The organism is Limimaricola pyoseonensis (assembly GCF_900102015.1).
GTDB lineage: Bacteria > Pseudomonadota > Alphaproteobacteria > Rhodobacterales > Rhodobacteraceae > Limimaricola > Limimaricola pyoseonensis.
Genome location: NZ_FNAT01000009.1, coordinates 31,117 through 49,400 on the forward strand (window position 1 = coordinate 31,117; position 18,284 = coordinate 49,400).

Sequence of the window (18,284 nt, forward strand, 5' to 3'; positions counted from 1 at the left end):
TCAGACCCCCAGGAAGCGATGCGCGAGATCGGGGGTGAGCTTGGCCGGCGTGCCGTGCCAGACGTCGCGGCCGCGCTCGAGCACGGTGCAGCGGTCGGCGACGGTGGCCAGCTCCTTGAGCGACTTGTCGACGATCAGGATCGACTGGCCGCGTGCCTTCAGCGCCCGGATCGCGGCCCAGATCTCCTGCCGCACCACCGGGGCGAGCCCCTCGGTCGCCTCGTCGAGGATCAGGAGCCGCGGGTTGGTCATCAGCGCCCGGCCGATCACCAGCATCTGCTGCTCGCCGCCCGAGAGCGTCTCGGCCTTCTGGTCGGCGCGCTCGGCGAGGCGCGGGAACAGCTCGGCCACCTTGTCGAAGGTCCATTCGCCCTTGCGCGCCGCCGCCATCAGGTTCTCGCGGACCGTCAGGCCGCGGAAGGCGCGCCGCCCCTCGGGCACCAGCCCGAGGCCGAGCCGCGCCGCCTTGTGCGAGGGCAGCCGCCCGAGGTCGTGGCCCGCGAAGGCGATCCGCCCCGAACGCGCGCCGAGCATCCGGGTGATGCAGGCGATGGTGGTGGTCTTGCCCATGCCGTTGCGGCCCATCAGCGCCAGCGCCTCGCCCTCTTCGAGTTTCAGCGACACGCCGAACAGCGCCTGCACCTGCCCGTAGGCGGCGGTCAGTTCCTCGACCTCCAGAAGCGCGCTCATGCCTCCTCCCCCAGATAGACCCGCTGCACCTCGGCGTTGCCGCGGATCTCGTCCGGCGTACCGGTGGCGACGACGCGGCCATAGACCAGCACCGAGATCCGGTCGGAGAGGCGGAACACCGCGTCCATGTCGTGCTCGACCAGCAGGATCGGAGCGCGGTGGCGCAGCCGGTCGAGCAGGTCGCCGAGCGCGGTCGCGCCCTCGCTGCCCATCCCGGCCATCGGCTCGTCGAGCAGGAAGACGCGCGGCTCGAGCGCCAGCGCCATCGCGATCTCGAGCTTGCGCCGCTCGCCATGCGCCAGCTCCGCCGCCGGCACCGCCTCGCGGCCCGAAAGACCGGCCTGCGCGATGCAGTCGCGAGCGCGGCCCGCCAGACCTTCGTCGCGCATCACCGGGCGGAAGAAACGGAAGGTGACGCCCGAGGCGCCCTGCGCGGCGAGCACCACGTTCTGCATCACCGTGAACTCGGCCGCGACCGAGGAGACCTGGAAGCTGCGCGCCATGCCGAGCCGGGCCCGGCCCGCCGCGTCGATGCCCGCGAGCGAGCGGCCCGACAGGCGCACCTCGCCCGCATCGGGCGCGATCTCGCCCGTCACCTGCTTGATCAGCGTCGACTTGCCCGCGCCGTTCGGGCCGATCAGCGCGTGGATCTCGCCCGGCCGCAGGTCGAGCGTCACGTCGTCGGTCGCCTTCAGCGCGCCAAAGCTCTTCGACAGGCCACGGATTTCGAGGATCGGATCAGCCATGTCGCTTGCCCCCCGCGAGGAAGCCGATGACGCCGCCGCGCGCGAACAGCACCACGGCCAGCAAGAGCAGCCCGAAGAAGAACTGCCAGTGATCGCTCACCCCGCCGAGCAGGTGTTCGAGCGCAATGTAGAGCCCGGCGCCCGCGAGCGGCGCGAAGAGCCGGCCCGTGCCGCCGAGGATCAGGAAGACCAGAAGCTCGCCCGACAGGTGCCAGCTCAGCATCGAGGGGCTGACGAAGCGGTTGAGGTCGGCATAGAGCGCACCGGCCAGCGCGGTGATCGCACCGGAGATGACGAAGGCGGTCAGCAGCACGCCGCCGGGCCGGATCCCCACCGCCATCAGCCGCTGCCGGTTCTGCCGCGCCGCCTGCAGCGCGAGGCCGAAGCGCGAGCGCGCCAGCATCGCGATGCCGCCCAGCACCGCCATCAGCACCGCCCAGACGAGGCCGAAGAAGTGCAGCGGGTCGAGCGTGTCGAGCCCCGGAAAACCGTTGCGCACGTAGATCGGCAGCCCGTCCTCGCCGCCATAGGCGGGCCAGGAGATGGCGAAGTAGAAGATCATCTGGCCGAAGGCCAAAGTGATCATGATGAAGTAGACGCCGGTGGTCCTGAGAGACAGCGCCCCGATCGCGGCGGCGGCCAGCGCGCCGATCACCATGGCGGTGAGCCAGATCACCGGCATCGACGTCGTGCCCTCGAACAGGAAGGGCCATTCGAACAGCGGCGTGTAGTTCAGCGCGTGATGCGCGAGGATCCCGGCGGTGTAACCGCCGAGACCGAAATAGGCGGCGTGGCCGAACGACACGAGGCCGCCATAGCCCAGCACGAGATTGAGGCCGGCGCCGGCGATGGCGAGGATCGCGACCTTGGTGGCCAGCGTCACCATGAACACCTCGCCCATCGCCCAGGCGCCGAGGCCGAAGGCCAGAAGGCCGAGGCCGAGCGCGGCGTTGACCAGCGTGGCGCGGCTCGGGCGCGCGGGGGCGGCGGCCATCGGCTCGGAGCCGGCGGCGGGTATCTGCTCGACCGGGCTCATGCGCGCGCTCCGAACAGGCCGCCGGGCCGCACCACCAGCACCAGCGCCATCAGGATGTAGATCGCCATCGAGGCCAGCGCCGCGCCGACAGAGGTGGCGGCCGAGGTTTCCATGAACAGATCGAACAGCGAGGGCAGCAGCACCCGGCCCATCGTGTCGGTGAGGCCCACCAGCAGCGCGCCCACCAGCGCGCCCTTGATCGAGCCGATGCCGCCGATGACGATCACCACGAAGGCGAGGATCAGCACCGGCTCGCCCATGCCGACCTGCACCGACTGGATCGTGCCCACCAGCGCGCCGGCCATGCCGGCGAGCGCCGCGCCCAGCGCGAAGACCAGCGTGTAGAGGCGGCGGATGTCGACGCCGAGCGCCGCGATCATCTCGCGGTCGGCCTCGCCGGCGCGGACCTGCACGCCGATCCGGGTCTTGCCGATCAGCAGGAACAGCCCCACGGCCACGGCGAGCCCCGCGCCGATGATGGCGAGGCGGAACAGCGAATACTGGATACCGCCCGGCAGGGTGACGCTGCCCGACAGGCTGGGCGGCACGTTGAGATAGAGCGGGAAGGAGCCGTAGAGCCAGCGCGTGCCTTCCGAGAAGATCAGGATCAGCGCGAAGGTCGCGAGCACCTGATCGAGATGGTCGCGCGCGTAGAGCCTGCGGATCACCGCCACCTCGACGATCGCGCCCGCCGCGGCGGCGGCGGCGATCGAGGCGGCGAGGCCGAGCCAGAACGAGCCGGTCGCGGCGGCGACGCCGGCGCAGGCGAAGGCGCCGACCATGTAGAGCGAGCCATGCGCGAGGTTGATCAGGCCCATGACGCCGAAGACCAGCGTCAGGCCCGCGGCCATGAGAAACAGCATCAGCCCGGACTGAAGCCCGTTCAGAAGCTGCTCTATCAAGAGGATCGTCGACATCGGCTCGCTTTCGTCAGGGGTGCGGCGGGCCGAACCGGCCCGCCGCGCAGGGGCTTACATGCTGCACTCTTCGGCGTAGGCGTCGCCGCGATCCTCCATCGCGGTGGCGACGATCTTGTTGGTGAGCTGGCCTTCCTCGGAGATCACCTCGCGCACGTAGATGTCCTGCACCGGGTGCTGGTTCGGACCGAAGGCGAAGTCGCCGCGCACGCTGTCGAACTCGGCCGCGCGCAGCGCCTCGCGGAAGGCGTCGGCGTCCGAGATGTCGGCCTTGTCCATCGCCGAGAGCAGCAGCCGCGCCGTGTCGTAGCCCTGCGCCGCGTAGAGCGAGGGCAGACGGTCGTACTTGGCCTGGAAGGCCTCGACGAACTGGGCGTTGGCCTCGTTGTCGATGTCCTTCGACCACTGCGCGGTGTTCTTCACGCCGACCGCCGCCTCGCCGATCGCGGGCAGGATGTCCTGGCTGAAGGAGAAGGCGGGGCCGACCACGGGCATGTCGATGCCGGCCTCGGCCCACTGCTTCATGAAGGAGATCCCCATGCCGCCCGGCAGGAAGAAGAACAGCGCGTCGGCGCCGCTGTCGCGGATCTGCGCGATCTCGGCGGCGTAGTCGGTCTGGCCCAGCTGGGTGTAGACCTCGTTCGCGACCTCGCCCTCGTAGAAGCGCTTGAAGCCCGAGAGGCTGTCCTGACCGGCCGGGTAGTTCGGCGCCATGATGAACATGCGGCCGAAGCCCTCGTCGGTGGCGTACTGCCCCGCCGCCTCGTGCAGGTTGTCGTTCTGGTAGGAGACCGAGAAGTAGTTCTCGTGGCAGCCCTTGCCGGCCAGCTGCGAGGGCGCGGCATTGGTCGAGAGGTAGAACTTGCCCTGACGCACCGCGCCCGGCACCACCGCCATGGCGAGGTTCGACCAGACGATACCGGTCAGCACGTCCACGTCCTCGGACTGGATCATCTCGTCGGAGAGCTGCACCGCCACCTCGGGCTTGCGCTGGTCGTCCTCGATATGGACCTCGAGATCGGGGTTGCCCGCCTCCTCGACCGCCAGCATGAAGCCGTCGCGCGTGTCGATGCCGAGGCTGGCGCCACCGCCCGAGAGCGTGGTGATCATGCCCACCTTCACCGGCTCGGCCATGGCGGCCCCGCCGAGCATCGACAGCGCCAGCGCGGTCGTCGTCAGATATTTGGTCATTCTCGTCTCCCTGTGGATGCCGGTCTTGGTGCCGGTCATAGATTGGTACGCAAGTGCCAGAGCTCTGGAAAGAGCTCGGTTTCGAGCATCCGCTTGAGATAGCTGACGCCTCCGGTGCCGCCGGTGCCGCGCTTGAAGCCGATCACCCGCTCCACCGTGGTCACGTGGTTGAAGCGCCAGCGGCGGAAGTAATCCTCGAAATCGACGAGCTTCTCGGCCAGCTCGTAGAGCGGCCAATGCGTCTCGGGGTCGCGGTAGACCTCGGTCCAGGCGGCCATGACGCGGTCGTCGGGATGCGCGGCCGTCTCGGGCACGTCGAAGCCCGCCCGCGCGAGGCAGCCGATGGCGGTGTCGTAGAGGCTCGGGCGCGCAAGCTCGGCGCGCAGCTTCTCGACGATGTCGGGGCGATGCTCGTGCGGGCCGATCATCTTCTCGTTGCGGTTGCCGACGGTGAACTCGATCAGCCGGTACTGCCAAGACTGGAAGCCCGAGGACTGCCCCAGCGCGTCGCGGTAGCGGGTGTACTCGCTGGGCGTCATGGTCCTGAGCACGTCCCAGGCGGCGTTCATCTGCTCGAAGATCCGCGCCACGCGGGTCAGCATCTTGAAGGCCGGGCGCAGCCGGTCGGCGGCGATCGCCTCGCGCGCGGCGTCGAGCTCATGCAGCGCCAGACGCATCCACAGCTCGGTGACCTGGTGCTGCACGATGAACAGCATCTCGTCATGCTCGGCCGTGCGCGGATGCTGCGCCGTGAGCACGGCGTCGAGGCCGAGATAGTCCGTGTAGGACATCTTGCCTTCGAAGCGCATGACCGGATCGTCGCTCACTTCGCCGCCCCCCGCAGACGGAAGCGCTGGATCTTGCCGCTCTCGGTCTTGGGCAGCGCGTCGGTGAAGACGACCGAGCGGGGGTACTTGTAGGGCGCGATCTGCGCCTTCACGTGGTCCTGCAGCTGCTTGACCGTCTCTTCGGAGCGTGCAACGCCCTCGGCCAGCACCACATGCGCCTGCACCACCTGCCCGCGATCGGGGTCCGGGCAGCCGATCACCGCGCATTCGAGCACCGCGTCATGCGACAGGAGCGCCGCCTCGACCTCCGGCGCGGCGATGTTGTAGCCGGCCGAAAGGATGATGTCGTCCGAGCGCGCGGCGAAGTGGAAGCGGCCCTCCTCGTCCTGCACGAAGGCGTCGCCGGTCAGGTTCCAGCCGTCGCGGACATAGTCCGCCTGCCGGTCGTCGGCGAGGTAGCGGCAGCCCGTGGGGCCCTTCACGGCGAGCTGGCCCACCTCGCCGCGCGGCACCTCGTTCATGTCCTCGTCGACGACCCGGGCGACGTAGCCCGTGACCGGCCGCCCGGTGCAGCCCGGATGGCTGTCGTCGAGCCGGTTGGTGATGAAGATGTGCAGAAGCTCGGTCGCGCCGATGCCGTCGAGCATCGGCTTGCCGGTCTTCTGCATCCATTCCTCGTAGACCGGCGCGGGCAGCGTCTCGCCGGCCGAGACGGCGCAGCGCAGGCTCGACAGGTCCGCCCCCTCCTCCATCGCGCGCAGCATGGCGCGGTAGGCGGTGGGCGCGGTGAAGCAGACCGTCGCCTTATAGGTCTCGATGATCTCGATCATGTTCGGCGGCGAGGCCGACTCCAGCAGCGTCGCCGCCGCCCCGAAGCGCAGCGGGAACACCGCGAGCCCGCCAAGGCCGAAGGTGAAGGCCAGCGGCGGCGAGCCGACGAAGACGTCGTCGGGGGTGACGCCGAGCACCTCCTTGGCGTAGCCGTCGGCGATGATCAGCAGGTCGCGATGGAAATGCATCGTGGCCTTGGGCACGCCGGTCGAGCCGGAGGTGAAGCCCAGAAGCGCCACGTCGTCGCGCCCCGTGGCCACCGCCTCGAAGGTGACGTCCTTGTTCAGCGCGGCGCGGTCCAGCTCGGCGTCGTGGTTGGCGGTGCCGTCGAAGCCCACGACCTTCTTCAGGAAGCGACTGCCCTTGGCGCAGGCGACCATCTCGTCCATCAGCCGCGTGTCGCACAGCGCGATCGCGACCTCGGCCTTGTCGACGATCTTCGTGAGTTCGCCCGCGCGCAGCATCGGCATGGTGTTGACCACCACCGCGCCGGCCTTGGTGGCGGCGAGCCAGCAGGCGACCATGGCCGGGTTGTTGGCCGAGCGGATCAGCACGCGATGGCCGGGGCGGACGCCGTAATCCTCGACCAGCGTGCGCGCCAGCCGGTTGGTCCAGTCCATCAGCTCCTTGTAGCTGCGGCGGCGGCCATTGCCGATCAGCGCGGTGTGGTCGCCGAGGCCCCGCTCGACCAGCCGGTCGCAGAGCTCGACCCCGGCGTTCAGCCGCTCGGGGTAGTCGAAGCCCTCGAGCAGCAGCTCGGGCCACTGGTCCCTCGGCGGCAGGTTGTCCCGCGCGAAGCTGTCCTCATGCGCCGTCGGTCCCAGCATTGTCCCGTCTCCTCCCCTGTTCCGCGCCGCCCGGGGCTCCTCCTTCCCCGGGCGCGCGGCCTGTTCCCACTATGCCCCGTGCGCGGCCATCGCGGCGCGGGCGATGATGATCTTCTGCACGTCGCTCGCGCCCTCGTAGATCCTTAGCGCGCGGATCTCGCGGTAGAGCGTCTCGGGCACCGAGCCCGAGCGCACGCCCTCGCCGCCGAAGAGCTGCACCGTCGCGTCGATCACCTTCTGCGCCTGGTCGGTCGAGTAGAGCTTGGCCATCGCCGCCTCGCGGCTGACACGCGGCGCGCCCGTGTCCTTGAGCCATGCGGCGCGGTAGACCAGCAGCGCCGAGGCATCGACGTCGAGCGCCATGTCGGCGATGTGGCCCTGCACCATCTGCATCTCGAAGAGCGGCGCGCCGAACAGCTCGCGCGAGGCGGCCCGGTCGAGGCTCGCGTCGAGCGCGCGGCGGGCGAAGCCCAGCGCCGCGGCCGCCACGGTCGAGCGGAACACGTCGAGCACCGACATGGCGATGCGGAAGCCCTCGCCCGGCTGGCCGATCACCGCGTCGGCCGGCAGCCGCGCGCCTTCGAAGGACAGCCGCGCCAGCGGGTGCGGCGCGATGGTGTCGAGCCGCTCGGCGATCTTCAGGCCGGGCGTGTCGGCGGGCACGAGGAAGGCCGAGAGCCCCTTGGCGCCGGGCGCCTCACCCGTGCGGGCGAAGACCACGTAGAGATCGGCGATGCCGCCGTTCGAGATCCAGGTCTTCTCGCCGTCGAGCACCCATTCGTTGCCGTCGCGCCTTGCCGCGAGGGCGATGTTGGCGACGTCGGAGCCCGATTGCGGCTCGGTCAGCGCGAAGGCCGATATGGCGCGGCCCTCGCGGACCTTGGGCAGCCATTCGCGTTTCTGCGCGTCAGAGCCGAAGAGCGAGATCGCGCCCGAGCCCAGACCCTGCATCGCGAAGGCGAAGTCGGCGAGCCCGTCATGGCGGGCCAGCGTCTCGCGGATCAGGCAGAGGCTGCGCACGTCGAGCGTGCCGCCTTCAGGGTCGATCGCGGCGTGGCGCAGCCAGCCGTCGCGCCCCAGCCGCGCGACGAGGTCGCGGCAGGCGGCGTCGGTGTCTGAGTGGTCGACCGAGCCCAGCTCGCGCGCGGCCCAGCCATCGAGCGCGGCGGCCAGTTCGCGGTGCCGGTCCTCGAAGAACGGCCAGTCGAGATAGGTGCGGTCGGCCATGTCAATTCCCCTCGAAGACGGGTTTGTCCTTGGCCATGAAGGCCCGGTAGGCGCGGCGGAAATCCTCGGTTTGCATGCAGATCGCCTGCGCCTGCGCCTCGGCCTCGATCGCGCGCTCGAGCCCCATGTCCCATTCCTGCAGCAGCATGGTCTTGGTCATCATGTTGGCGAAGCGCGGCCCGGCGGCGATCTTCTGCGCGAGCTTCATGGCCTCGGCCTCCAGATCGCCCGCGCCGACGAGGCGGTTGTAGAAGCCCCAGCGCTCGCCTTCCTCGGCGCTCATCACCCGGCCGGTGTAGAGCAGCTCGGCCGCGCGGCCCTGGCCGATGATCCGGGGCAGCATGGCGCAGGCGCCCATGTCGCAGCCCGCCAGCCCGACACGGTTGAACAGGAAGGCGGTCTTGGCCTCGGGCGTGGCGAGCCGGATGTCGGAGGCCATGGCGAGGATCGCGCCCGCGCCCACCGCCACGCCGTCCACCGCCGCCACCACCGGCTTGCCGCAGGTCAGCATCGCCTTGACCAGATCGCCGGTCATGTGGGTGAAGTTCAATAGCCCCTTCATGTCCATGTCGGTGAGCGGGCCGATGATGTCCTCGACATCGCCGCCGGAGCTGAAGTTGCCGCCGTTCGGCGCGATGACGACGGCGTGCGTCTCCTCGTCCGCAGCGAGGCCCCGGAACCAGTCGCGCAGCGCGGCGTAGCTCTGGAAGGTGAACGGGTTCTTGCGCTCGGGCCGGTCGAGCCGGACCACCGCCACCGCGCCTTCGCGCTCCAGCCGGAAATGCTCGGTCATCTCTTCTCCTCCAGATCGCGGGCGACCGCGTCGAGATCGCTCATGATCCGCTGTGCCTCTTCCTCGGTGATCGCGCCCATCAGCGCGTTCACCCAATCCTCATGCGCCTCGGCCAGCGTCGCGAAATGCGCGCGGCCCGCCGCGGTCAGCCGCACCTCCATGGCGCGGCGGTCGCCGGCCACGGCGCGACGCTCGGCATGGCCCTCGGCCTCGAGCCGGTCGACGATGCCGGTGACGTTGCCGTTCGAGACGCGCAGCCGGCGCGACAGCTCGGACATCTTCAGCCCTTCGGGCGTGCGCGCCAGCGCCGCCATCACGTCGAAGCGCGGCAGCGTGGTGCCGAACTCGGTCCTGAGCCGGTCGCGCAGCGCCGCCTCGATCGCGTTCGAGGTCTTGAGCAGCTTCAGCCAGAGCCTGAGCCGCGTCTTGCCCGCCCTAAGCTGCGCCTCGACGCTCATGTCTCGCCCCCCGAGACGGAAATGGCCTGCCCGGTCACCGCGCTCGCGCCGTCGCCCGAAAGCCAGAGCACCGCGTCGGCCACCTCGGCGGGCTGCACGAAACGGCCCTGCGGGTTGCCGGAGGCCAAGGCCTTCGCGGCCTCCTCGCGGCTCCGCCCGGTCTTGGCGACGATGTTGTCGATGCTCTCCTCCAGCATCGGCGTCTCGGCGAAGCCGGGGCAGATCGCGTTCACGGTGATCGGCGTCTTGGCCAGCTCCAGCGCCAGCGAGCGGGTCAGACCGACCACCGCGTGCTTGGCCGCGACATAGGCCGAGACGTAGCCATAACCCTTGAGACCGGCGGTCGAGGCGATGGCGATGAGGCGGCCGCGCCCCATGTCGCGCATCCCCGGCAGGACGGCCTGCCAGAGGTTGAAGACGCCATGCAGGTTCACCGCCAGCATCGCGTCGAGATCCTCGGGCGTGGTCTTGCCGAAGGGCTTGCTCTCGGCAGCGCCGGCATTGGCGATGGCGAGGGTCACGGGGCCGCGATCTTGCGCCGCCTGCGCCACGACGCGCGCCATGTCGGCGGCCTGCGTGACATCGCCCGTGACCCAGCCGACCGCCCCCTGCCCCTCCCGGGCGGTTTCCCGAAGCGGCTCCTCCCGCCGCCCGGAAATCGTGACCTGCGCGCCCTGGGCCGCGAGCGCCAGCGCGATGGCGCGCCCCACCCCGGTGCCGCCGCCGGTGACCAGCGCGTGATGGCCGTCGAGCCGCATCAGACCTTCTCCACCATCTGCTCGGCCCGGTCGGCCAGCCGCCAGGCCTGGTCGCGGCCGGCGAGATAGGGGTCGGGCCAGCGCTCGGCGCGGTCGCCGATCCCGGTCGCGGCGTGCAGCGTCCAGTAGGGGTCGGCGAGATGCGGACGCGCCAACGCCACGAGATCGGCGCGTCCCGCCATCAGGATCGAGTTCACGTGGTCGGCCTCGTAGATGTTGCCGACCGCCATGGTCGCGAGCCCCGCCTCGTTGCGGATGCGGTCCGAGAACGGCGTCTGGAACATCCGGCCGTAGACGGGCTTGGCCTCGACGCTGGTCTGGCCGGCCGAGACGTCGATCAGGTCGGCCCCGGCCTCGGAGAAGGCGCGCGCGATCTCGACCGCCTCGTCCGGCGTCACGCCGGCCTCGCCGACCCAGTCATTGGCCGAGATGCGCACCGACATCGGCTTGTCCTCGGGCCAGGCCGCGCGCATCGCGCGGAAGACCTCTAGCGGCCAGCGCAGCCGGTTCTCCAGCGACCCGCCATATTCGTCCGAGCGGCGGTTCGAGGTGGGCGAGATGAAGGAGGAGACGAGATAGCCATGCGCGGCGTGCAGCTCGATCATGTCGAAGCCCGCCCGCGCCGCCATCTCGGTCGAGGCCACGAACTGCGCCGTCACCTCCTCCATGTCGGCGCGCGTCATCTCGCGCGGCGCCGGGTTGTTGTCCGACCACGGGATCGGGCTGGCGGAAATGGTCTCCCAGTTGTCCGATTTCAGCGGCGCGTCCATCTCCTCCCAGCCCAGCTGGGTCGAGCCCTTGCGCCCCGAATGGCCGATCTGGCAGCAGATCCTGGCGTCGGTCTCGGCATGGACGAAGTCGACGATGCGGGTCCATGCCGTTTCATGCTCTGGCGCGTAGAGGCCGGGGCAGCCCGGCGTGATCCGGCCCGGCGCGCTGACGCAGGTCATCTCGGTGTAGACCAGCCCGGCCCCGCCCTTGGCGCGCTCGCCCAGATGCACGAGGTGCCAGTCGGTCGGGGCGCCGTCCACGGCCTTGTACTGCGCCATGGGCGAAACGACGATGCGGTTCTTCAGCTCCATGTTCCGCAGCCGGTAGGGCGCGAACATCGGGGCGCGCACCGGCGCATCCTCGGGCACCCCGGCGCGGGTCTGGAACCAGCCCTCCGCGTCCTTCAGCCATTCGGCGTCGCGCAGCCGCAGGTTCTCGTGGCTGATGCGCTGGCTGCGGGTCAGCAGCGAGTAGTTGAACTGAACGGGGTCGAGATGCAGGTAGCGCTCGACCTCCTCGAACCATTCCATCGAGTTGCGCGCCGCCGATTGCAGCCGCAGCACCTCGACCCGGCGCGCCTCCTCGTAATTGGCGAAGGCGGTGGCGAGATCGGGCTCGCGCGTCACCTCGTCGGCCAGCGCGATCGCGGATTCCAGCGCCAGCTTGGTGCCCGAGCCGATCGAGAAATGCGCGGTGGCGGCGGCGTCGCCCAGAAGCACGATGTTGTCGGTGTACCAGCGCTCGCAGAGCACGCGGGGGAAGTTGATCCAGGCCGAGCCGCGGATGTGCTTGGCGTTGGTCATCAGGGGATGACCGCCGAGATGGTCGCGGAAGATCTCCTCGCAGACGGCGATGGAATCCTCCTGGCTCATCTCGCCGAAGCCGAACTTCTCCCATGTCTCGGGGGTGCATTCGACGATGAAGGTCGCGGTGCCCGGCTCGAACTGGTAGGCATGGGCCCAGACCCAGCCATGCTCGGTCTTCTCGAAGATGAAGGTGAAGGCGTCGGCGAAGGTCTGGGTCGTGCCGAGCCAGACGAACTTGCAGCGCCGCCGGTCGATCTCGGGGCGGAACACCTCCTCGAACTCGGTGCGGGTCTTGGAGTTCAGGCCATCTGCGGCGACCACGAGGTCGTAGTCGCCGGCATAGGCCGAGGCGCTCTCCACCTCGGTCTCGAAGCGCATCTCGACGCCCAGCTCGCGCGCCCGCTCCTGCAGCAGGATCAGCAGGCGCTTGCGGCCGATGCCGCAGAAGCCGTGCCCGGTCGAGGTGATGCGCGTCCCCTCCTTCACCACCGCGACGTCGTCCCAGTAGGCGAAATGCTCGCGGATCGCGGCGGCGGAGGCGGCGTCGTTGGCCGCGAGGTTGTCGAGCGTCTCGTCCGAGAGCACCACGCCCCAGCCGAAGGTGTCGTCGGGGCGGTTGCGCTCGATCACCGTCACCTCGTGCGCGGCGTCCCTGAGCTTCATGGAGATGGCGAAGTAGAGCCCCGCCGGCCCGCCACCGATGCATGCGATCTTCATGAGCCCCTCCCCGAACGTCGAGAAGCAGGCTAGGCACGGCCCGGATTTATTTCAAGCATAAAATATCTTTGCTTGAAGCATCCATTTCCGCCGGTTAGGGCAAGGTGATCTCGCCGGAGACCCGGTTCTCGGTCGCGCCGCCGTCGGGATTGACCAGAGAGGCAAACTCGCCGCTGCCGCTGGCGCCGTCCCAGTCGCCGCTGCCGCCCGCGATCTCCCATGTTCCGGTCATCCGGCCCTCGGCGTCGCGCCCCGTCGCGGTCCAGGCGAAGGCGACCTTGCCGCCGTCACCGGTGAACAGGCAGTGCCCGCTGCCCTCGGCGCTTTCGGCGCCCATCAGGGTCGAGCCGGAACAGTCGCCGGTCATGCCGACCAGCGGGTTGGCCGGGTCGTCGGCCTCGACGCCGTCATAGGTCGTGGAGAGCCGGGAAATCACCATGCCCTCGGTCACCTCCATCTGCTCGACCGCGGTGGTGCCGGTCATCACCCCGCCCGCATCCATCGTCTCGGCCTGCGCCGGCGCGCCGGCCAGCAGGGCCGCCGCCGCGATCGCGGTTCTGATCTCCTTGCGCATCGCTCCGTCCTCCCATCATCGAAGATGGGAGAGTATCGCATTCCCGCACCCGGCACGGCAGCCGATCATCCGGTCAGCCCGTGACCTCCTCGAGCGCGACGTCGTAGCCCCACAGATGCCGCAGGCAGCCCAGCGTCGCCTCGCGGTCGCGCGCGTCGAGCGGGATGCCGTTGCGCATCCGGTGGCGCAGCCGCAGCAGCCGGTCGCCGGCGAGGTCGGCGTCGATCACCTCGATGTCTGGCGAGCGGGTCGACAGGTCGTAGCTGCGCGCCAGCGCGTCGCGAACCGCGTGGTAGCCGCCCTCGTCATGGATCGCCGAGACCCGCACCACGTCCTCGCCCTCGGTGTCGGTCACCGCGAAGAGCCGCAGGTCGCGCATCACCTTGGGGCTGAGGAACTGCTGGATGAAGCTCTCGTCCCTAAAATTCGCCCAGGCCTCGCCGAGCAGCGCGCGCCAGTCGCCCGAGCCCGCGAAGGCCGGGAACCAGTCGCGGTCCTCGGCGGTGGGCTGCTCGCAGATGCGGCGGATGTCCTGCATCATCGCGAAGCCCAGCGTGTAGGGGTTGATGCCGCCGTAGAACGGGCTGTCAAAATCGGGCTGGGTGAGCACGCTGGTGTGGCTGTGCAGGATCTCCAGCATCGCCCCGTCCTCGATCCGCCCCTCGGCGTGCAGCCGGTTGAGGATGTGGAAATGCGTGAAGCAGGCGCATCCCTCGTTCATCACCTGCGTCTGGCGCTGCGGGTAGAAATACTGCGAGATGTTGCGCACGATGCGCAGCGCCTGCCGCTGCCATGGCGCCAGCGACGGGCTGTGACGCTCGAGGAAATAGAGGATGTTCTCCTCGGGCAGACCCAGCGCGCGGCGCCGCTCGGCGGCGTCGGTCTCGGGCAGGCCGGGCGCGCGGGCCGGCTCGATCCGGCTCCAGAGATAATGCTGCGCCGCCTCCTCCTCGCGCAGGCGGCGCTCCTCGCGCAGCCGCTCCTCGCGCAGCGACGGCTGCGGCGGGCGGCGGTGGCGGAACACGCTGGCCGACATCAGCGAATGCGCCGCGTCGAGCGTGCGCTCGACGGCGCGGGCGCCGTGCCGGTCCTCGCAGTCCTTGAGAAAGCCGCGCGCGTATTCGAGGTAGTCGAGGATGCCGTCGGGGTCGGTCCACTGCCGGAACAGGTGGTTGTTCTTGAAGAAGTGGTTGTGGCCGAAGGCGGCGTGGGCGATCACCAGCGCCTGCATCGGCATGGTGTTCTCTTCGAGGCAGTAGCTGATGCAGGGGTTGGAGTTGATGACGATCTCGTAGGCCAGCCCGCGCGCGCCCTTCCGGTAGAGCCGCTCGTGGTGGATGAAGGCCTTTCCGAAGGACCAGTGCTTGTACATCAGCGGCATGCCGGTCGAGGAATAGGCGTCGAGCATCTGCTCGGTGGAGATGATCTCGATCTGGTTGGGGTAGCAGTCGAGGCCGAGATCGGTGCGCGCGATCGCCTCGATCGCGTCGGTGGTGCGCCGCAGCGTGTCGAAGCTCCAGTCCGGCCCGCTGAACAGCAGGCCCCGGTCGGCGACCCTAGCCATCCTGCGCCTCCTTCTCCCGCCGCGAGAACAGGTCGCGGAACACCGGGTAGATCTCGCCCGGGGCGGCGATGCGGCGCATCGCGAAGTTGGGCCAGCGGTTCGCCACGCCTCGATAGCCCATCCACAGCTCGGTGCCGCGGGTCTGGTCGCGCAGGATCTGCGCCTCGGCCTCGCCGATGATCTCGACATAGGCGAAATACTGGCAGAGCTTCATGATCGCGCCGTCCAGAAGCTCGGCGCAGCGCAGGCTGTCGCCCTGGTAGTTGTCGCCGTCGGAGGCCTGGGCGGCGTAGATGTTCCACTCCGAGGGCGGGTAGCGGTCCTCGACCACCTTCAGCATCTCGACCAGCGCGGTCGAGACCACGGTGCCGCCGGTCTCGCGAGCATGGAAGAAGGTGTCCTCGTCCACCTCGGAGGCCTGGTGCGTGTGGCGGATGAACACGAGATCGACCGTGTCGTAGCGCCGGGTAAGGAACAGGTGCAGCAGCACGAAGAAGCGCTTGGCGAGATCCTTCTCGCGCGCGCCCATCGAGGCCGAGACATCCATCAGGCAGAACATCACGGCGCGCGCCCGCGGCTCGGGATGCGGCTCGAAATGGCGGTAGCGCACGTCGAGCGGGTCGAGATAGGGCACCCGCTTCTGCCGGCGCAGCGCCTCGGCCAACTCGGCCTCGATGCGGCGCCGCTCGGCGCGGTCGGCCTCGTCGGGGGCGTGGCGCATCTCCAGCTCGAACAGCCGCGCGCGCAGCGCCTCGACATCGGCGTCGCGCGGCCGCTTCAGCGCGATCCGCCGGCCCAGCGCGTTGCGCATGGTGCGCGACAGGTCGAGATTGGAGGGCGAGCCGGTGACCGAGATCCCGGCGCGGCGGTTCTTCTGCACCGCCGCCCCTTCGAGCGTGCGCTTCACGAGGTCCGGCAGCTCGAGATCCTCGAAGAAGATGTCGAGGAACTCGTCGCGCGAGATCGCGAAGACGAAATCGTCCTCGCCCTCGCCGTCCGGCGCCCCCTGCCGCCCGGCGCCGCCCGCCCCGGCGGGGGGCTTGGGGATCTCGTCGCCGGCGCGGTAGGCGCGGTTGCCCGGCAGCACGCCCTCGCGCTTCCCGCCTTCGGAGGCATGGCGGAACGAGGGCTCGAGCAGGCTGTCGCGCGGCACCGCGACCTTGTCGCCGCCCTCGATGTCGGCGATGGCGCGGCGGCGCACGCTGGCATCCACCGCCTCCTTCACATGCTGCTTGACCCGCCCGATGAAGCGCCGCCGGTTGCCGAGGTTGCGCCCCTTGGGGTTCAGCCGCCTGTCGATGAAATGGCTCATCCGGCCCGCCCCCTTCTCAGCTCGCCTTGTTCACCCTCATATACCATTCGACCAGCCGCCGGACCTGCCGCGGCGTATAGCCGCGCCGGCCCATCCGATCGACGAACTCGGCATGTTTTGCGTCGGTCTCCTTGTCGCGCTTGGCGCCGAAGCTCACCACCGGCAGCAGGTCCTCGACCTTCGAGAACATCCGCTTCTCGATCACCCGGCGCAGCTTCTCGTAGCCGCGCCAGTCGGGATTGCGGCCCTCGTTCTCGGCGCGCGCGCGCAGCACGAACTTCACCACCTCGTTGCGGAAGTCCTTGGGATTGGCCACGCCCGCGGGCTTCTCGATCTTGGCCAGCTCCTGTTCGAGCACGTCGCGGTCGAACATCTGCCCGGTGTCGGGATCCTTGAAGTCCTGGTCCTCGATCCAGGCGTCGGCATAGGCGATGTAGCGGTCGAACAGGTTCTGGCCGTAATCGCCGTAGCTTTCGAGATAGGCCTTCTGGATCTCCTCGCCGATGAACTCGGCATAGCGCGGCGCCAGCTCGGTCTTGATGAAGTCGAGATACTTGGTCTCGACCTCCTCGGCGAACTGCTCGCGCCGCACCGTCTGCTCGAGCACGTACATCAGGTGCACCGGGTCGGCCGCGACCTCCTCGACGTCGTGGTTGATGGTCTCGGCCAGCACCTTGAAGGCGAAGCGGGTCGAGACGCCGGTCATGCCCTCGTCGACGCCGGCGGCGTCCCGGTATTCCTGCATCGAGCGCGCCTTGGGGTCGGTGTGCTTCAATGTCTCGCCGTCATAGGTGCGCATCTTGGAGTAGAGCGTCGAATTCTCGTGCTCGTGCAGCCGCGACAGCACCGAGAAGCGGGCGAGGATCGGCAGCGTCTCCGGCGCGCAGGGCGCCTCGGCGAGCGAGCTCTCGCGCAGGAGCTTTTGGTAGATCATCGCCTCCTCGGTCGAGCGCAGGCAATAGGGGATCTTCACCACCGAGATCCGGTCGAGGAAGGCCTCGTTGTTGCGGTTGCCCTTGAACTGCCGCCACTCGGCCTCGTTCGAATGGGCGATGATCAGGCCCTGATAGGGCATCGCGCCGATGTTCTCGGTGCCGGTGTAACTGCCCTCCTGCGTCGCGGTGAGCAGCGGGTGCAGAACCTTGATCGGCGCCTTGAACATCTCGACGAATTCGAGAAGGCCCTGCGTGGTGCGGTTCAGCCCGCCCGAATAGCTGTAGGCGTCCGGGTCGTTCTGGCCCAGATGCTCGAGCTTGCGGATGTCGAGCTTGCCCACCAGCGTCGAGACGTCCTGGTTGTTCTCGTCGCCCGGCTCGGTCTTGGTGACGCCGACCTGGCGCAGCCGAGACGGGTGCATCCTGGCGACGGTGAACTTCGAGATGTCGCCCTCGAACTCCTCGAGCCGCTTCACCGCCCAGGGCGAGATGAGGCCGGTCAGCAGCCGCCGCGGGATGTTGTACTTGTCCTCCAGAAGGTCGCCGAAGCGTTCGCGGTCGAACAGGCCGAGCGGGCTTTCGAAGACCGGGCTGATCTGGTCGCCGGCCTTGAGCACGTAGATCGGCTCCTTCTCCATCAGCGCCTTGAGGATCTCGGCGATGGTCGACTTGCCGCCGCCGACCGGCCCCAGAAGGTAGAGGATCTGCTTGCGCTCCTCGAGACCCTGGCTCGCATGGCGGAAGAAGTTGACGATCCGCTCGACCACCTCCTCGTTGCCGTAAAGGCTCGCGAAGGCGGTGTAGATCTTCACGGTGCGGTTGAGAAAGATCCGACCTAGCCGTTGGTCGTGGCTGGTGTCGACAAGCTCGGGCTCCCCGATCGCCCGGATCATCCGCTCCGCCGCCGTGGCCCTGGCCGAGGGATCCTCCCGGCAGAGCAACAGATACTCCTGAAGGCTCATCTCCTCGGTTCGGGAGCTGGCATAGCCCTCGGCGAAGTGGGTAAAGACGTCCATCGGCCTACCTCTCCGGTTGGCGCGACCCCCCGTCGCGCTGGCACCGTCCCTCCATAGGCGAATCTCTTTTCTTTTCTTACATACTATGTGGTGTGTTCGATCTGACAAACCACTGTCGCACCGACGCAAGAAACTTCATGTTTCGATGAACGCAGCGTGAACGCCGCGCGACCCGCCTGCGGTTGCAACTCGCCCTGCGGCAAACCCCTGTGAGCACGGGCCTCCGGGCCGGTCGCGCGCCCCCGCCATACCCCGGCCAAGGGACCCCCGCCCGGCCCTCACTTGCCGCCCCCTCGCCACGCCTGCCGGCGAAAGCGCCGGTGGCAT

At 69.2% G+C, this 18,284-nt stretch carries 16 protein-coding genes; all 16 read right to left on the reverse strand.

Annotated features, from left to right (window positions below):
- The 16 genes from BLT43_RS15880 to BLT43_RS15955 all read right to left on the reverse strand — a co-directional run bounded on the left by BLT43_RS15880 (window position 1) and on the right by BLT43_RS15955 (window position 17,957).
- Window positions 1-690: an ABC transporter ATP-binding protein gene (locus BLT43_RS15880; RefSeq protein ID WP_090114432.1), complete on the reverse strand. Its 690-nt coding sequence runs from the start codon at window positions 688-690 to the stop codon at window positions 1-3.
- Window positions 687-1,436 (reverse strand): ABC transporter ATP-binding protein, encoded by a 750-nt coding sequence (locus BLT43_RS15885; RefSeq protein WP_090114433.1) that lies wholly within the window; start codon window positions 1,434-1,436, stop codon window positions 687-689. The genes BLT43_RS15880 and BLT43_RS15885 overlap by 4 nt, the downstream gene beginning before the upstream one ends.
- Complete coding sequence (locus BLT43_RS15890; protein ID WP_090114617.1) at window positions 1,429-2,430, reverse strand: branched-chain amino acid ABC transporter permease; 1,002 nt, start codon at window positions 2,428-2,430, stop codon at window positions 1,429-1,431. Before BLT43_RS15890 ends, BLT43_RS15885 begins: the two co-directional genes overlap by 8 nt.
- A 38-nt stretch (window positions 2,431-2,468) precedes the next feature.
- Entirely contained in the window at window positions 2,469-3,389 is a 921-nt protein-coding gene (locus tag BLT43_RS15895; protein ID WP_090114434.1) for a branched-chain amino acid ABC transporter permease, read from the reverse strand.
- Between the two features lie 54 nt (window positions 3,390-3,443).
- Window positions 3,444-4,580 (reverse strand): ABC transporter substrate-binding protein, encoded by a 1,137-nt coding sequence (locus BLT43_RS15900; RefSeq protein ID WP_090114435.1) that lies wholly within the window; start codon window positions 4,578-4,580, stop codon window positions 3,444-3,446.
- A gap of 35 nt (window positions 4,581-4,615) precedes the next feature.
- On the reverse strand, window positions 4,616-5,389 hold the full coding sequence (gene kynA, locus BLT43_RS15905; RefSeq protein WP_090114619.1) for a tryptophan 2,3-dioxygenase: 774 nt from the start codon (window positions 5,387-5,389) through the stop codon (window positions 4,616-4,618).
- A 14-nt stretch (window positions 5,390-5,403) separates the two neighbouring features.
- The gene (locus tag BLT43_RS15910; RefSeq protein ID WP_090114436.1) at window positions 5,404-7,026 is read right to left on the reverse strand and encodes an AMP-binding protein; all 1,623 of its coding nucleotides are present in this window, start codon (window positions 7,024-7,026) and stop codon (window positions 5,404-5,406) included.
- A gap of 69 nt (window positions 7,027-7,095) precedes the next feature.
- Window positions 7,096-8,253 carry an acyl-CoA dehydrogenase family protein gene (locus tag BLT43_RS15915; RefSeq protein ID WP_090114438.1) on the reverse strand — a complete coding sequence of 386 codons (1,158 nt, stop codon included), beginning with the start codon at window positions 8,251-8,253 and terminating at the stop codon, window positions 7,096-7,098.
- Between the two features lies 1 nt (window position 8,254).
- A complete protein-coding gene (locus BLT43_RS15920) occupies window positions 8,255-9,046 on the reverse strand; it encodes an enoyl-CoA hydratase family protein (protein WP_090114440.1) in 792 nt (263 codons plus the stop codon).
- Entirely contained in the window at window positions 9,043-9,504 is a 462-nt protein-coding gene (locus BLT43_RS15925) for a MarR family winged helix-turn-helix transcriptional regulator (RefSeq protein WP_090114442.1), read from the reverse strand. Before BLT43_RS15925 ends, BLT43_RS15920 begins: the two co-directional genes overlap by 4 nt.
- A complete protein-coding gene (locus BLT43_RS15930; RefSeq protein WP_090114444.1) occupies window positions 9,501-10,262 on the reverse strand; it encodes an SDR family NAD(P)-dependent oxidoreductase in 762 nt (253 codons plus the stop codon). The genes BLT43_RS15925 and BLT43_RS15930 overlap by 4 nt, the downstream gene beginning before the upstream one ends.
- Window positions 10,262-12,556 (reverse strand): bifunctional salicylyl-CoA 5-hydroxylase/oxidoreductase, encoded by a 2,295-nt coding sequence (locus BLT43_RS15935; RefSeq protein ID WP_090114446.1) that lies wholly within the window; start codon window positions 12,554-12,556, stop codon window positions 10,262-10,264. Before BLT43_RS15935 ends, BLT43_RS15930 begins: the two co-directional genes overlap by 1 nt.
- A 94-nt stretch (window positions 12,557-12,650) precedes the next feature.
- On the reverse strand, window positions 12,651-13,130 hold the full coding sequence (locus BLT43_RS15940) for a hypothetical protein (protein ID WP_090114448.1): 480 nt from the start codon (window positions 13,128-13,130) through the stop codon (window positions 12,651-12,653).
- Between the two features lie 73 nt (window positions 13,131-13,203).
- On the reverse strand, window positions 13,204-14,694 hold the full coding sequence (locus BLT43_RS15945) for a SpoVR family protein (RefSeq protein WP_090114450.1): 1,491 nt from the start codon (window positions 14,692-14,694) through the stop codon (window positions 13,204-13,206).
- A complete protein-coding gene (locus tag BLT43_RS15950; protein WP_090114452.1) occupies window positions 14,687-16,006 on the reverse strand; it encodes a YeaH/YhbH family protein in 1,320 nt (439 codons plus the stop codon). The genes BLT43_RS15945 and BLT43_RS15950 overlap by 8 nt, the downstream gene beginning before the upstream one ends.
- Window positions 16,007-16,022: 16 nt before the next feature.
- The gene (locus BLT43_RS15955) at window positions 16,023-17,957 is read right to left on the reverse strand and encodes a PrkA family serine protein kinase (RefSeq protein WP_090114454.1); all 1,935 of its coding nucleotides are present in this window, start codon (window positions 17,955-17,957) and stop codon (window positions 16,023-16,025) included.
- Window positions 17,958-18,284: the final 327 nt, after the last annotated feature.

Bases quoted from the DNA above. Each gene is read 5' to 3' on its own strand.
- BLT43_RS15880 (WP_090114432.1), bottom strand. From the start codon at position 690: ATGAGCGCGCTTCTGGAGGTCGAGGAACTGACCGCCGCCTACGGGCAG.
- BLT43_RS15885 (WP_090114433.1), bottom strand. From the start codon at position 1,436: ATGGCTGATCCGATCCTCGAAATCCGTGGCCTGTCGAAGAGCTTTGGC.
- BLT43_RS15890 (WP_090114617.1), bottom strand. From the start codon at position 2,430: ATGGCCGCCGCCCCCGCGCGCCCGAGCCGCGCCACGCTGGTCAACGCC.
- BLT43_RS15895 (WP_090114434.1), bottom strand. From the start codon at position 3,389: ATGTCGACGATCCTCTTGATAGAGCAGCTTCTGAACGGGCTTCAGTCC.
- BLT43_RS15900 (WP_090114435.1), bottom strand. From the start codon at position 4,580: ATGACCAAATATCTGACGACGACCGCGCTGGCGCTGTCGATGCTCGGC.
- kynA (WP_090114619.1), bottom strand. From the start codon at position 5,389: ATGCGCTTCGAAGGCAAGATGTCCTACACGGACTATCTCGGCCTCGAC.
- BLT43_RS15910 (WP_090114436.1), bottom strand. From the start codon at position 7,026: ATGCTGGGACCGACGGCGCATGAGGACAGCTTCGCGCGGGACAACCTG.
- BLT43_RS15915 (WP_090114438.1), bottom strand. From the start codon at position 8,253: ATGGCCGACCGCACCTATCTCGACTGGCCGTTCTTCGAGGACCGGCAC.
- BLT43_RS15920 (WP_090114440.1), bottom strand. From the start codon at position 9,046: ATGACCGAGCATTTCCGGCTGGAGCGCGAAGGCGCGGTGGCGGTGGTC.
- BLT43_RS15925 (WP_090114442.1), bottom strand. From the start codon at position 9,504: ATGAGCGTCGAGGCGCAGCTTAGGGCGGGCAAGACGCGGCTCAGGCTC.
- BLT43_RS15930 (WP_090114444.1), bottom strand. From the start codon at position 10,262: ATGCGGCTCGACGGCCATCACGCGCTGGTCACCGGCGGCGGCACCGGG.
- BLT43_RS15935 (WP_090114446.1), bottom strand. From the start codon at position 12,556: ATGAAGATCGCATGCATCGGTGGCGGGCCGGCGGGGCTCTACTTCGCC.
- BLT43_RS15940 (WP_090114448.1), bottom strand. From the start codon at position 13,130: ATGCGCAAGGAGATCAGAACCGCGATCGCGGCGGCGGCCCTGCTGGCC.
- BLT43_RS15945 (WP_090114450.1), bottom strand. From the start codon at position 14,694: ATGGCTAGGGTCGCCGACCGGGGCCTGCTGTTCAGCGGGCCGGACTGG.
- BLT43_RS15950 (WP_090114452.1), bottom strand. From the start codon at position 16,006: ATGAGCCATTTCATCGACAGGCGGCTGAACCCCAAGGGGCGCAACCTC.
- BLT43_RS15955 (WP_090114454.1), bottom strand. From the start codon at position 17,957: ATGGACGTCTTTACCCACTTCGCCGAGGGCTATGCCAGCTCCCGAACC.